This window comes from Streptococcus sanguinis, assembly GCA_013378335.1.
Lineage (GTDB): Bacteria > Bacillota > Bacilli > Lactobacillales > Streptococcaceae > Streptococcus > Streptococcus sanguinis_I.
This window is the reverse complement of the sequence record CP040556.1, coordinates 1,154,073-1,167,506: the sequence shown is the minus strand read 5'-3', so window position 1 is coordinate 1,167,506 and position 13,434 is coordinate 1,154,073. Positions and strand designations below refer to the sequence as shown.

Here is a 13,434-nt window from a genome sequence, read left to right as displayed (position 1 = left end):
ATTCTTTCTTAATTATTTTTATCTATGGCATTCCTAAGACTGCTGCATCAATCAATAATCCGGTCTCAATACACCTTTAACCGTCTCTTTGGTTGCTTGGTAGTCGCCATCAACCACGACCTTGATAATGCGTTTAGCATCTTCTTCGGGAGCCGGCACAAGCGGTAGGCGGGTTGGCCCAGCTGCAAAGCCCAAATAATTGAGTACTGCCTTGACGGGGGCAGGGCTTGGGTAAGAGAAAAGGGCATTGACTTTAGGGATGAATTTCCGTTGGATAGCTGCTGCTTTTTTGATGTCATTGTGTTCAATAGCATCCAGCATTTCAAACATTTCATCACCGTTTGTGTGAGAAGCAACTGAAATAACTCCATCAGCCCCCAGATTCATAGCATGAAAGGCATCGCCATCCTCACCAGTGTAAATCAGAAACTCCTCTGGACGATGCTCAATCAGATAGGCCATATTCGCCAGACTGGTACATTCTTTAACGCCGATAATGTTTGGATGTGCTGCTAACCTCAGCATAGTCTCAGGTGTCATCTCAACTACTACCCGACCAGGGATATTGTAGATAATAATGGGCAGGTTTGAAGCATCCGCAATGGCTTTAAAGTGCTGATACATCCCTTCCTGAGAAGGTTTATTATAATAGGGAACAATGGCCAAACCAGCTGCAAAACCACCAAATTCATCTACTTCTTTGACGAATTCGATAGAATCGCGCGTTTCATTGGTACCGACACCGGCTATCAAAGGAACACGCCCCTTGACAACCTTTTGAACTGCCGCAAAAAGCTCCAATTCTTCATCGTGGGTCAGAGTTGGACTTTCAGCAGTCGTTCCAGCAAGTAAAATCCCATCCGTATGGTGAGCCAAAAGGTGCTCAATCAAGTCTGGAATAGCTTCAAAATTGATGGAACCATCTTCATGAAAAGGTGTAATAAAAGCTGTGATAATTTTACATTTTTTCAGATCCGCATACGCCATAAACTTACCTCTCTTTATTATACGAAAAGAGGGTTGAAAGAAAGATTATTCAACCCTGTGCTGTCAAGTTTCCTTGGTCACTTTATTTTAATTCAAAAACGACTTCTGCTGTCGGACGAACTAAACCACGTTCATGCAATGTCTCTGCGATTTGAACAGAATTCCAAGCTGCTCCTTTAAGAAGATTGTCTGAAACAACCCACATGTGGATTCCTTTTTCTGCATCAAGATCCTTACGAATTCGGCCAACAAAGGTTTCTTTCTTACCAACCGCATTGATTGCCTGCGGATAAACCTGATGAGCTACATCATCTTCTAAAACAGCTCCTGGGAAAGCTGCGATTGCTGCTTTTACCTGGTCAATAGGTGCAACTTCCTTAGTCTCGATATAGACAGACTCTGAGTGAGCAGACAAGATAGGAAGGCGGACACATGTCGCAGAAACAGCAATAGAATCATCTTCCATGATTTTCTTGGTTTCCTTGGTCATCTTCATCTCTTCATAAGTGTAGTCGTTATCTGTAAAGACATCAATCTGAGGTAAGGCATTAAAAGCAATAGGATAATGTTTTTTATCGCCGCCACATGGCAGGATATTGGCTTCCGTGTCCTTAGGATTTACACCATCATTGAGAACAGAGCGCAATTGAGCTTGGGTTTCAAGAATGGCTCCCATACCTGCACCAGAAACTGCTTGATAGGTAGACACAATGATGCGCTCCAGCCCCCATTGCTGACGAACAGGCTCTAAAGCCACCATCATCTGAATTGTCGAGCAGTTAGGACAAGCGATAATTCCTTTGTGCTGATCTAAGGCATGGGCATTGACTTCTGGAACAACTAGAGGAACATCAGGATTTTGACGGAAATAAGAGGTGTTATCGACCACTACTGCTCCAGCTTTGACTGCGTAAGGAGCGAATTTTGCTGAGGTAGAACCACCAGCTGAAAAGAGAGCAATATCTACACCTTCAAAAGCCGTCTCAGTCGTCTCTTCGATAGTAATATCTTGTCCCTTGAACTGGAGAACTTTACCAGCTGAACGAGCTGACGCCAGATAGCGTATTTTATCAATTGGAAGGCTAGATTCTTCCAGCATTTTAATCATTTGAGATCCAACGGCGCCAGTGGCACCTACTACAGCAACTGTATATCCCATGCGATAACCTCTCTGAATTTTCAAAAAATTTGTATTGTTAGTATTATACTATTTTTAGGGAAAAATGCAAATGGTTCTGAAGAACATAAGTGCGATATTTTGATAAACTACATTTACACACTGCTCTACAACTCAACTGCCTTCTGCGAAGTTCTTTCATTAAGAGCAATAGCACTCATGACTCCAACCGTCTCAGTATCAATGTCTCTAAGTTCGGCTGAGAAAAACTGTCTTGCCTCTCTAAGAGAAGTTTCAAGGTTTACAGATTTTGTTCTCACGAACAAAACTGCATCCATTGCTCTACAACTCGACTGCCTTCTGCAAAGTTGTTTCATCAAGAGCAATAGAAAATCCCCAATCCGTAGACTGGGGATAAGGGCACTTTCGTGTGATCAGCAGGTTCACACAACTGATCAAGGTCCGCTCCTGCGTTATGACCTCCCATGCTTCAATTTGCAGAAAATCTGCATATCGACTCATCGCACGAAATATAGTTTACCTTATCTTTTTCCGTTTTGTCAAGGTATTTAATCTAAAATATAAACAAAAACTTGTCTGTCTTTCCATTCCTGACCTTCTTTTTGGAATTGTTTCCGTACTCCTTCAAGATAGAAATCAGCTTGCTCCAGCAAATTCTGTGAAGGGATATTCTGTAGATCAACATGTGCTTCTAAACGATGAAATCCTAATTCACGACTGACTTTCTTGAGTTCTTCTAACATTGCTCTGGCGTAGCCCTGACGCCAAAATTGATTATGTATCGTATAACCTATTTCCGCCCATTGGAAATTGTCTCTAGCTAGCACAAATAAATTAACCATTCCTACATGTTTTCCGCTTTTTGCATCGTAAATTCCCCAAATATACTGTTGGTCTTTCTCTCGGAAATCGCGGTGCTTAGCCACCAAATCCGCAAACCAACTTTCTGTACAAATTATCATATCTAAAAGCCCATCATCAAATGGTGATTGAGAAAGCAGTCTATTGGAAAATCCTTCCAGCCAAGTCGAATAATCTTTCTCTTCCAGATATTTTAAATAAACATGTTTCATAAATACTTACTTCCTTCTCGAATACTAAGCGCAGCCATTTTTGTCTGATGCCGTTCTATGAAATCTCTGACCCAGTCTGGATTGGTTTTGGAATAATCTCTCAGTGCCCAGCCGATGGCCTTGTTAATAAAGAATTCTGTTTGGCCTAGATTATTCACTAAAATTTTCTCCAACAGCTCTGTGTCTGTTTCCTCTTTTCGCAGCAGCTGATGATCAATGGCCAAGCGCCGCAGCCAGATATCCTCATCACAACTCCAGGATAAAATAATCTCTTTGGTTTCTGGAAATCGGGCAATGATTGATCCGACCAAGCGATCCAAAAAGTCAATAGTATCCCACCAAGATTTTGTTTGAGCCAGCTTTTTCAAATGAGACAAGTCAGATGGTGTAAATAGCTTCTTGCGACTTTCTAGATAATCTAGCGCAGTGTGCTGCAGTTCTCGATATGGATTATTCCAAGCTTCATTTATAAAATTCCAGTCAATAACGGAGTCTGTCTGTTGTTTAAAAAAAGTCTTTGCGAGTTTCCGCCTGGCTGGAGTCTTGACTCCTAGAAACTCAAATTTATTTTTCATATAGGCTTTCATAGCCACTGCATCATCAGGTTTAGCTACTGCTTTTAGTTCTTTTACCAATTCTTCTACATTCATATCCTACTCCAGCAATTCGCGGTCATAAATAGTGTAGTCACAGCGGTAAATCACTAGCCTCTTTCCATCAATTAGCAATTCAGAAGTTTTGGGAGCATCGGATTTATCTAGAGAAACACGGTCTCCAGCATAGGCAGCCAACGGTGTGCCGTTTTGAGAGCGAATCAGAATAACCTTTTTCTTTCCGGTAAAGTCGTTTTTAAAGGCTGAAATCATGCGATTTAAAACAGGGACAGAATGGCTATTCTCCTCAACATCTGCAGTCTTTTGATATTGAGCAAAGACATCTTTCAAGCCTTTTTCTTCTGCAATTAAGGAAGAGCCCACATGGTCAATCTCATACTTACCCAAGGTGATTTTTAGCACAGATGAATCTTCCTTGGAAATTCCTTCCGCATCAACTGAATCAAACTCCTCGTTACGCGAGATGGATAGGGACTTGCCCGACATTTGGTCAATGAGCTGGGAATTTTCATCATAGGTCCGAACTGTCATCTCTAAACCAATCCATTCCTCCTTGGCGTTTTAAACCAATTTTCAACGACCTGACAGCCGCTCAAAGTCAAAAGGGCAATGCTTAAAAGAGTTATTAATAAATGTTTCTTTTTCATCATTTCCACTCCATTTCTTTTAAAGGTTTGATGGATCCAGCATGCTTTTCTAAGGATTTTTGCAGCCAAACAATATCATGCCAACGTTCGAATTTATAGCCAATTTTAGGGAAATGCGCAACCTGCTGGTAGCCTCTTTTTCGATGCAGAGCTAGGCTAACTTCGTTTGGCAGAGAAATACAGGCTAGAAAATGTATATAGCCCATCTGCTCTAAGAGGTCTTCAAGTTCATCATAAAGCTTACTGCCAACTCCTTTTCCTCGAGCATCTTGACTGACATAGACTGATAATTCTACCGCCCAATCATAGGCTGCACGCGCATAATAAGTCGAAGCATAGGCATAACCTAAAATTAAACCATCTTCTTCTGCTACCAGGTAAGGATATTTCTCCAATGTTTTCTCAATCCTATTTGTGAAATCCTCAATGGTCGGTACTTCATATTCAAAAGTGATGGCCGTATTTTCTACATAAGGCGCATAAATAGCAAGCAAGATTGCAGCGTCTGATGGGTTTGCCAATCTAATATTCATGTTGACTCCGTAATCTATTCTCAGTATTTCCACTATTATACCAAAAAAAAGACTCGTAAAGAGCCTTTTAAATCAAGATCAAAATAGGCCAATAGCTGTGCCGTCTGTTGCCACATCCATATTAAGCGCTGCAGGACGTTTTGGCAATCCTGGCATGGTCATGACATCTCCTGTCAAAGCCACGATAAAGCCTGCCCCAAGTTTTGGTACCAATTCACGAATGGTGATTTCAAAGTTTTCTGGCGCGCCAAGAGCAGTAGGATTGTCTGAAAAGCTATACTGTGTTTTGGCCATGCAGATTGGCAGCTTGTCCCAGCCGTTTTTGACAATTTCGCGAATCTGAGTCTGCGCTTTTTTCTCAAAGGTCACTTTTGAACCACGATAGATTTCTCTGACAATTTTCTCGATTTTTTTTTCAATAGATAAATCATTGTCATAGAGGCGAGTGTAATGAGCAGGTTCTTCATCAATGGTTTTGTTTACAGTCTCAGCCAAAGCTACACCACCTTCAGCACCATCAGCCCAGACACTAGCTAACTCAACTGGAACCTTAATTTCTGCACAAAGGTCCTTAAGCGTAGCAATTTCAGACTCCGTATCTGAAACAAATTCATTGATGGCAACTACTGCTGGAATACCGAACTTACGGATATTTTCAACGTGACGTTTGAGATTAGCAAAACCAGCTCGGATCGCCTCAACATTCTCTTCTGTAAGTGCATCCTTAGCTACTCCACCATTCATCTTGAGGGCGCGCAAGGTCGCAACAATCACTACTACATCTGGAGAAGTTGGTAAGTTTGGTGTTTTAATATCTAAGAATTTTTCAGCACCAAGATCTGCACCAAATCCTGCTTCAGTCACTGTATAATCAGCCAAGCGCAGCGCTGTGCTAGTCGCTAAAACAGAGTTACATCCATGGGCGATATTGGCAAACGGTCCGCCATGGACAAAGGCTGGTGTTCCGTAAATAGTCTGAACTAGATTTGGCTTAATCGCATCTTTCAAGACTAAAGCCAAGGCTCCTTCTACCTCAAGGTCACGAACATAGACTGGTGATCGGTCATAGCGATAACCGATAACAATGTTAGCTAAGCGCTTTTTCAAATCTTCAATATCCGTAGCTAGGCAAAGAATCGCCATAATTTCAGAAGCAACCGTAATGTCAAAACCATCTTCGCGCGGAATACCATTGACAGGACCTCCTAAGCCAACGGTCACATGGCGAAGAGCTCGGTCATTTAGGTCAACCACCCGCTTCCAGATAATGCGGCGCTGATCGATTCCAAGCTCATTTCCCTGATGAAGATGATTATCGATAAGAGCTGACAGGGCATTATTAGCAGTCGTGATGGCGTGCATATCACCAGTAAAATGCAAGTTGATATCTTCCATCGGTAGAACCTGCGCGTGGCCGCCACCAGCTGCTCCCCCTTTGATGCCCATCACAGGTCCCAGAGATGGTTCGCGAATAGCAATCATAGTTTTCTTGCCAATTTTGTTGAGCGCATCAGCTAGTCCAATGGTAATGGTAGACTTGCCTTCTCCAGCAGGTGTCGGATTAATCGCCGTTACCAAAATCAGCTTGCCGACAGGATTTTTTTCAACCTCACGAATTTTATCAAAGCTGAGCTTAGCCTTATACTTACCATATAGTTCCAAGTCGTCATAGTCAATACCAACCTTTTTCACCACATCAACAATAGGCTGCAATTCAACACTTTGAGCAATTTCAATATCTGTTTTCATCAAGAACTCCTCTGTCAATTAATATAAAGATTATAACAAAAAAGAGCAAAATCTACATGATTCAGCTCTAAAAAGATTTTAATGTTCGGGAAAAAGGAAAGTTAAGAAATTTAAATTCTCTAAAAAATGAGATTTCAGAGAATTTTTTCCGCTGTGACACTCTGCAATTAGAATTATTTTACTAAATTTCTTTTTTCTTGTAAAATAGTGCTATGAACATATTGATTACTTCTGGCGGGACCAGCGAGAAAATCGACCGTGTCCGCTCTATTACCAATCATTCGACAGGCCAGCTTGGGAAAATTATAGCTGAAACTTTCCTAGACAAGGGCGATCAGGTGACTCTGGTGACAACTCTCAAGGCTGTTCGCCCTGCAGCCCATCCCAATCTTACCATTGTCCAGATTGAAAATGTTGCAGAACTACTTGAAAGCTTGGAGCCACTCATTCACACACATGATGTACTGATTCATGCAATGGCAGTCTCTGATTATACTCCCATCTACATGACTGGTTTGGAAACTGTAGCTGCTAGCTCTAATATGACTGAATTTCTGAATAAAACTAACTCAGAAAGTAAGATTTCTTCTCAGGATGATGTTCAAGTTCTTTTTCTCAAAAAGACACCGAAAATCATCAGCCTGGTAAAAAAATGGAATCCAGACATTCGCTTGATCGGCTTCAAACTCTTGGTTGATGTTTCTGATGAAGAGTTACTCAAGACTGCACGAGGCAGTCTTATAAAAAATCAGGCAGAAATCATTGTCGCCAATGATTTGACAAAGATTTCTAATCAGGAGCACAAAGCCTATCTTGTCGGAAATGATAGTGTAACCCAAGCTCAATCCAAAGAAGAAATTGCTCAGCTCCTCTACCTGCATATCCATAGTCCATAAGGAGGTAAATGATGACACAGATTACCTTAGCTGTCAGCGGCAGCATATCAGCTTACAAGGCTGCTGACATCACCAGTCGTCTGAAGAAAGAGAACTTTGAAGTTGCTGTCCTCATGACAGATGCAGCGACAGAATTTATCACACCGCTGACCCTGCAAGTCTTGTCGCAAAGACCAGTTGCAATTGATATTATGCAAGAACCTGACCCTAGCAAGGTCAATCACATTGACATCGCTAAAGAGTCTGACCTCTTTTTGTTGGCGCCAGCTACAGCAAATACCATCGCTAAATTAGCCAACGGTTTAGCTGATAATATGGTGACAGCTACTGCCCTGGCTCTGCCGCCTCATACCAAGAAAGTTTTAGCTCCAGCTATGAACACTAAGATGTTTGAAAATCCACTAACCCAGCACAATTTGGAGCATCTGCAGCGTTTTGGATGGAAGATTATCCAGCCACGCGAAGCTGTTCTAGCCTGTGGCGATCAGGGGACAGGTGCTCTAGCTGAGATTGATACAATTATTGATACAGTAAAGGAACTTATTTATGAAAAAACAGTCTAAAATTGCTCAAATTGCTATTTTCTTTGCCATTATGTTGGTACTGCACCTTCTCAGCTCAGTCATTTTCAACTTACTTCCAGTACCGATTAAACCTACGATTATTCACATTCCAGTGATTATCGCCAGTATCCTCTATGGCCCTAAAGTCGGAGCTGTTCTAGGTGGCCTTATGGGATGTATCAGCGTTGTCACCAATACCTTAGTGCTGCTACCAACCAGTTATCTCTTTAGCCCTTTTGTGCCAAATGGAAGCCTTTCTTCGCTTCTTGTTGCTATGGTGCCTCGCATTCTCATTGGTATTACTCCTTATTTCGTATATAAAGCAATGAAAAATAAGGCTGGCTTGATTCTAGCAGGTTCCGTTGGTTCTGCTACCAATACCATCTTCGTCTTGGGCGGCATCTTCTTTCTCTTTGCAAATGTATATCAAGGAGATATTAAAGCACTTCTGGCTGTGATTCTATCAGCAAATTCCATTGCCGAGTTAATCATTTCTGCGATTTTGACAGCAACTATCATTCCTGCGCTTGAAAAAGCCCAAAAATGATGATGATTTAGTTTTCTGGACCAAGCCTTGCTTTGGTCTTTTTTTATACTGCAATTCAGATCTAATATTCTGAAAGCCTTGAAACGATAGCTTGAAAAGTATTTCATCATTTTCTAGGTAACCTCTTTCAAAATTAATGAAAATATGCTACAATGTAAGCGATTAAGAAAATTTAAGAGCAGGATTTTTTACTAAAATTTCCATCTCTTCATTTCAAAAATAAAGGAGACTCCACCTATGACTTATCAAGATAACTTCAAAAAATGGCTTGATTATGCTGAACTTCCTGACTATCTTCGTGAAGACTTGAATAGTATGGACGAAAAAACTAAGGAAGATGCCTTTTACACCAATCTTGAGTTTGGTACTGCTGGTATGCGTGGTTTGATTGGCGCTGGTACCAACCGTATTAATATTTATGTTGTACGTCAGGCAACCGAAGGTTTGGCTCGCTTGATTGAAGAAAAAGGTGATGAGTTCAAAAAACGCGGTGTTGCGATTGCTTACGACTCCCGTCATTTCTCACCAGAATTTGCCTTTGAATCTGCTGCTGTGTTAGCTAAACACGGCATCAAGTCCTATGTCTTTGAAAGTCTGCGCCCAACTCCGGAACTTTCATTTGCGGTACGTCATTTAGGAACTTTTGCTGGTATTATGATTACAGCCAGCCACAACCCTGCTCCATTTAACGGCTACAAGGTATATGGTGAAGACGGCGGACAAATGCCTCCGCATGATGCAGATGCATTGACAGACTACATCCGTGCGATTGAAAATTCTTTTGCTATCGAGGTCGCTGATGTTGAAGCTGAAAAAGCTTCTGGCTTGATTGAAGTGATTGGCGATGCTATTGATGCTGAATACCTCAAGGAAGTTAAAGATGTCAATATCAACCAAAAACTGATTGATGAATACGGCAAGGACATGAAGATTGTCTATACTCCACTGCATGGTACTGGTGAAATGTTGGCTCGTCGTGCTTTGGCTCAAGCTGGATTTGATTCTGTTGAAGTTGTCGAAGCACAAGCTGTAGCTGATCCAGACTTCTCTACTGTCAAGTCTCCAAACCCTGAAAGCCAAGCAGCCTTTGCCTTGGCTGAGGAATTAGGTCGTAAAGTTGGTGCAGATGTCTTGGTCGCAACTGACCCAGATGCTGACCGTGTCGGTGTAGAAGTTCTGCAAAAAGACGGAAGCTACCTAAACCTTTCAGGTAACCAAATCGGAGCTATCATGGCTAAGTACATCTTAGAAGCTCATAAGAGTGCTGGAACTCTGCCAGCTAACGCAGCTCTCTGCAAGTCTATCGTTTCTACTGACTTGGTGACTAAGATTGCTGAAAGTTATGGGGCAACCATGTTCAATGTCTTGACTGGTTTCAAATTTATCGCTGAAAAGATTCAAGAATTCGAAGAAAAGCACAACCACACCTACATGATGGGATTTGAAGAAAGCTTCGGCTATCTGATTAAACCGTTTGTACGTGATAAAGACGCTATCCAAGCCGTTTTGGTTGTAGCTGAGCTTGCTGCCTACTACCGTTCACGTGGCTTGACTCTGGCTGACGGTATTGAAGAAATCTACAAAGAGTATGGTTACTTTGCTGAAAAGACTATCTCTGTGACCTTGTCTGGTGTTGATGGAGCTGAGCAAATCAAGGCTATCATGGCTAAGTTCCGTGATAATGGTCCAAAAGATTTCAACGCTACTGCTATTTCTGTTACTGAAGACTTTAAGGCGCAGACTTCTACTGCCGCAGACGGTACTGTTACAGCTCTGACGACTCCTCCAAGTGATGTGCTGAAATACACCTTAGCTGATGGTTCATGGATTGCTGTCCGTCCATCCGGAACAGAACCAAAAATCAAGTTCTACATTGCCGTTGTCGGTGATAGCAACGAAGACGCTCAAGCAAAAATTGCTGCTATTGAAGCAGAGATTAATGCCTTTATCAAGTAAAATAACACTATCAACCAATCAACCAGAGGATGGATTTTATATTCTCTGGTTTTTCGTTTCCAAATCAAGCATTTTTCTGATTTTTATGGCATACTAGTTTTATCAAAAGAAATGAGGATTATTTATGGAACAATTTGCTCAAAATATTAAAGACCTTGAAGTCACAACTGTTGACCGTGCTCGTCAAGCAATTGCCGACAAAGAGACAGCAACTTTCTTCTTAGGTCGCAAAACTTGCCCTTACTGCCGTAAATTCGCTGCTACTCTTGCTGGCGTTATCACTGATACCAAGGCACATATTTTCTTTATCAATAGCGAAGAAGCCAGCGAATTAGAGAAACTGCAAGCCTTCCGCTCTGAATACAGCATTCCGACGGTTCCTGGTTTTGTTCATGTTCAAGACGGCCAAGTATCTGTTCGTTGTGATTCTTCTATGACTGCAGATGAGATTAAAACTTTTGCCAACTTATAAAAAGTGATTCAATTCAAAAATCTGAGACAAAAAGAGTCTCAGATTTTTTTACTTGTTTTTAACTTCCTGAAAAGCCTCCCACATCTTTTGCTGGGGTTTGGCAAAGGGTAATTACCAAAATCTCTCGGATGAAGCCACAAGACCTCTCCCTCAGCTGCGTGCTGGCTATCTTTAACTCGGCCATAAGCCAGCTGGATATGCCACTTACGATGGCTGAAAATATGTTGCACCTTTGGAAAAGACTGCTGCTGCCAATCAACAATCAAATCATAATCCTGCTCAAAGCTTTCTTGAGGAGACAAGTCCAGACTTGGCTGATTTTCAGCCACCTCAAACAGAGATATCTGATTCTCTGCTTGAAACTCCTCGATTTCAATCAAGGGAAAATGCCAAAAACCTGATAACAAGCCAGCAGCCTCATTCTTTTCAAGTAAGAACTGTCCCTGTTCGTTTTCGATAATCAAGCCTTGCAGATAGACCGGAACTGGCTTCTTTTTAGGTGCTTTGATTGGATATTTATCCATTGTTCCGTGCAAATAGGCTGCGCTGAACTCTTTTACAGGACTGTCTTCTGGATGAGGATTAACAGGAGCCTCGATATCTGACCCCAGATCCATCAGCGCCTGATTGAAATCTCCGGGTCTGTCTGGATCAATCAGAATCTCCATCATAGCCTGAAAGACCTTTCGATTGCTAGGTTGGCCAATATCTAAATCAACTTCAAACAAGCGACTCAGGACCCGCATGACATTTCCATCCACCGCAGGCTCAGCTAGACCAAAGGCAATACTAGCAATGGCACCAGCCGTATAAGGCCCAATTCCTTTAAGGCTAGCAATTCCTTCATAGTTATCAGGAAATTTTCCAGCGAAATCCGTCATTATCTGCTGGGCTGCTTTTTGCATATTTCTCACACGCGAATAATAGCCCAAACCTTCCCAAGCCTTGAGGAGTCTATCTTCTGGCGCCTGCGCTAAGTCAGCTACACTGGGGAACCAGTCAAGAAAACGTTCATAGTAAGGAATCACTGTATCCACCCGAGTCTGCTGCAGCATAATCTCAGAAGTCCAGATATGATAAGGATTATTTGTTCTGCGCCAAGGCAGGTCACGTTTGTTTTCATCATACCAAGTCAATAATTTCTCGCGAAAAGAGGCAACTTTATCTGCCTCCCACATCTCAATTCCGTATTCTTTCAAATCTAACATAAATCTAGTATAGCATAAGGCAAGAAAAATAGGAGAGCTCACACCCTCCAATTGTTTCCTATCGTTTAATAACGGCCGACAGCCTGACTGGCTGTAATCAAAGTCAGCTTATAAACATCATCTGCATTACATCCTCGGGAAAGGTCATTAACTGGGCGGTTAAGTCCCTGCAGGATAGGTCCTACTGCTGAAAAGCCACCCAAACGCTCTGCCATCTTGTAGCTGATATTACCAGCTTCAATACTTGGGAAGACAAAGACAGTTGCTTGACCGGCCACCGGGCTGCCAGGTGCTTTCAGCTCTGCTGTTGCAGGAACAAAAGCTGCATCAAACTGCAATTCACCATCAATAACCAAGTCTGGACGCATTTCCCGAGCTAGCTTAGTTGCCTCTACTACCTTATCAACCTTCTCTCCGAAACCAGAGCCCTTGGTCGAATAGCTGAGCATAGCAACTTTAGGATCGATACCGAAAATCTGCGCTGTTAGGGCTGAGTTAACAGCAATCTCTGCCAAGATATTGGCATCTGGATCGATATTGATGGCACAGTCACTGAAAATGTAGCGTTCGTCATCACGCACCATAAGGAAGGCTCCTGAAGTACGAGACACCCAAGGCAGAGTCTTGATAATTTGTAGAGCCGGCCGAACAGTTGCTGCAGTGGAGTGAATCGCTCCTGAAACCATCCCTTGAACCTTACCAAGGTAAACCAACATGACACCAAAGTAGTTGACGTCTTCCTTGAGCAACTGGCGTGCTTCATCTGCTGTGATTTTACCTTTGCGACGCTCAACGAAAGCTTCTACCATTTCCTCAAAGCAAGAACAGTTTGAAGGATCGATAACCTGATACCCTTCTTTTATGCCTTCAATTTCTAGATAAATGCGAATTTTATCAGGATTACCCAAAAGAACTGGTGTAATACTGGTTTCTTTCACCAATAGTTTAGTCGCCTGCAGAATACGTGGTTCTTCACCCTCTGGCAAGACAATCTTTACTTCCTTATCCTTCAAGGCTTCACGAATTGAGTCAAAAATTTTCATTGTTCTTA

13 protein-coding genes and 2 pseudogenes are annotated in these 13,434 nt (G+C 42.1%); 5 read left to right on the top strand and 10 right to left on the bottom strand.

The genetic code is table 11. The features are described 5' to 3' along the window. Window positions 1-51 precede the first annotated feature (51 nt). The 8 genes and pseudogenes from dapA to FFV08_06185 form a co-directional block, all read right to left on the bottom strand. Window positions 52-987 carry a 4-hydroxy-tetrahydrodipicolinate synthase gene (gene dapA, locus FFV08_06220; GenBank protein ID QLB52252.1) on the bottom strand — a complete coding sequence of 312 codons (936 nt, stop codon included), beginning with the start codon at window positions 985-987 and terminating at the stop codon, window positions 52-54. An 82-nt stretch (window positions 988-1,069) separates the two neighbouring features. Further along, window positions 1,070-2,146, bottom strand: a complete 1,077-nt coding sequence (locus FFV08_06215; GenBank protein QLB52251.1) for an aspartate-semialdehyde dehydrogenase — start codon at window positions 2,144-2,146, stop codon at window positions 1,070-1,072. Between the two features lie 125 nt (window positions 2,147-2,271). Then, entirely contained in the window at window positions 2,272-2,481 is a 210-nt protein-coding gene (locus tag FFV08_06210) for a hypothetical protein (GenBank protein ID QLB53280.1), read from the bottom strand. A 192-nt stretch (window positions 2,482-2,673) separates the two neighbouring features. After that, window positions 2,674-3,198, bottom strand: coding sequence for a GNAT family N-acetyltransferase (locus tag FFV08_06205; protein QLB52250.1), 525 nt, complete (start codon window positions 3,196-3,198; stop codon window positions 2,674-2,676). Continuing rightward, window positions 3,195-3,848: a DNA alkylation repair protein gene (locus tag FFV08_06200; GenBank protein QLB52249.1), complete on the bottom strand. Its 654-nt coding sequence runs from the start codon at window positions 3,846-3,848 to the stop codon at window positions 3,195-3,197. The genes FFV08_06205 and FFV08_06200 overlap by 4 nt, the downstream gene beginning before the upstream one ends. Window positions 3,849-3,851: 3 nt before the next feature. Continuing rightward, a pseudogene (locus FFV08_06195) lies at window positions 3,852-4,462 on the bottom strand (DUF5052 family protein). Then, window positions 4,459-5,016, bottom strand: coding sequence for an N-acetyltransferase family protein (locus FFV08_06190; protein ID QLB53279.1), 558 nt, complete (start codon window positions 5,014-5,016; stop codon window positions 4,459-4,461). Before FFV08_06190 ends, FFV08_06195 begins: the two are co-directional and overlap by 4 nt. 54 nt (window positions 5,017-5,070) lie before the next feature. Continuing rightward, window positions 5,071-6,741: a formate--tetrahydrofolate ligase gene (locus FFV08_06185; protein QLB52248.1), complete on the bottom strand. Its 1,671-nt coding sequence runs from the start codon at window positions 6,739-6,741 to the stop codon at window positions 5,071-5,073. Window positions 6,742-6,953: 212 nt separating this feature from the next. On the opposite strand from FFV08_06185, the gene FFV08_06180 reads away from it, so the two are divergent. The 5 genes from FFV08_06180 to FFV08_06160 all read left to right on the top strand — a co-directional run bounded on the left by FFV08_06180 (window position 6,954) and on the right by FFV08_06160 (window position 11,175). Beyond that, entirely contained in the window at window positions 6,954-7,637 is a 684-nt protein-coding gene (locus FFV08_06180) for a phosphopantothenate--cysteine ligase (protein ID QLB52247.1), read from the top strand. Window positions 7,638-7,648: 11 nt separating this feature from the next. Then, the gene (gene coaC / locus FFV08_06175) at window positions 7,649-8,200 is read left to right on the top strand and encodes a phosphopantothenoylcysteine decarboxylase (GenBank protein QLB53278.1); all 552 of its coding nucleotides are present in this window, start codon (window positions 7,649-7,651) and stop codon (window positions 8,198-8,200) included. Further along, window positions 8,184-8,747 (top strand): ECF transporter S component, encoded by a 564-nt coding sequence (locus FFV08_06170; GenBank protein QLB52246.1) that lies wholly within the window; start codon window positions 8,184-8,186, stop codon window positions 8,745-8,747. The genes coaC and FFV08_06170 overlap by 17 nt, the downstream gene beginning before the upstream one ends. 237 nt (window positions 8,748-8,984) lie before the next feature. Next, on the top strand, window positions 8,985-10,703 hold the full coding sequence (locus FFV08_06165) for a phospho-sugar mutase (GenBank protein QLB52245.1): 1,719 nt from the start codon (window positions 8,985-8,987) through the stop codon (window positions 10,701-10,703). A gap of 124 nt (window positions 10,704-10,827) precedes the next feature. Next, window positions 10,828-11,175 carry a thioredoxin gene (locus FFV08_06160; GenBank protein QLB52244.1) on the top strand — a complete coding sequence of 116 codons (348 nt, stop codon included), beginning with the start codon at window positions 10,828-10,830 and terminating at the stop codon, window positions 11,173-11,175. Window positions 11,176-11,223: 48 nt separating this feature from the next. Here FFV08_06160 and mutY read toward each other — a convergent pair. Together mutY and pta are read right to left on the bottom strand one after the other, a co-directional pair. After that, window positions 11,224-12,383, bottom strand: a pseudogene (gene mutY, locus FFV08_06155) (A/G-specific adenine glycosylase). A gap of 65 nt (window positions 12,384-12,448) precedes the next feature. After that, the gene (pta, locus tag FFV08_06150) at window positions 12,449-13,426 is read right to left on the bottom strand and encodes a phosphate acetyltransferase (GenBank protein ID QLB52243.1); all 978 of its coding nucleotides are present in this window, start codon (window positions 13,424-13,426) and stop codon (window positions 12,449-12,451) included. Window positions 13,427-13,434 lie beyond the last annotated feature (8 nt).

Excerpts from the sequence above, each read along its gene's own strand:
- FFV08_06205 (QLB52250.1), bottom strand. The coding sequence starts at position 3,198 with ATGAAACATGTTTATTTAAAATATCTGGAAGAGAAAGATTATTCGACT.
- FFV08_06200 (QLB52249.1), bottom strand. The coding sequence starts at position 3,848 with ATGAATGTAGAAGAATTGGTAAAAGAACTAAAAGCAGTAGCTAAACCT.
- dapA (QLB52252.1), bottom strand. The coding sequence starts at position 987 with ATGGCGTATGCGGATCTGAAAAAATGTAAAATTATCACAGCTTTTATT.
- FFV08_06185 (QLB52248.1), bottom strand. The coding sequence starts at position 6,741 with ATGAAAACAGATATTGAAATTGCTCAAAGTGTTGAATTGCAGCCTATT.
- FFV08_06180 (QLB52247.1), top strand. The coding sequence starts at position 6,954 with ATGAACATATTGATTACTTCTGGCGGGACCAGCGAGAAAATCGACCGT.
- FFV08_06160 (QLB52244.1), top strand. The coding sequence starts at position 10,828 with ATGGAACAATTTGCTCAAAATATTAAAGACCTTGAAGTCACAACTGTT.
- FFV08_06165 (QLB52245.1), top strand. The coding sequence starts at position 8,985 with ATGACTTATCAAGATAACTTCAAAAAATGGCTTGATTATGCTGAACTT.
- FFV08_06170 (QLB52246.1), top strand. The coding sequence starts at position 8,184 with ATGAAAAAACAGTCTAAAATTGCTCAAATTGCTATTTTCTTTGCCATT.
- FFV08_06215 (QLB52251.1), bottom strand. The coding sequence starts at position 2,146 with ATGGGATATACAGTTGCTGTAGTAGGTGCCACTGGCGCCGTTGGATCT.
- pta (QLB52243.1), bottom strand. The coding sequence starts at position 13,426 with ATGAAAATTTTTGACTCAATTCGTGAAGCCTTGAAGGATAAGGAAGTA.
- FFV08_06210 (QLB53280.1), bottom strand. The coding sequence starts at position 2,481 with ATGAAACAACTTTGCAGAAGGCAGTCGAGTTGTAGAGCAATGGATGCA.
- coaC (QLB53278.1), top strand. The coding sequence starts at position 7,649 with ATGACACAGATTACCTTAGCTGTCAGCGGCAGCATATCAGCTTACAAG.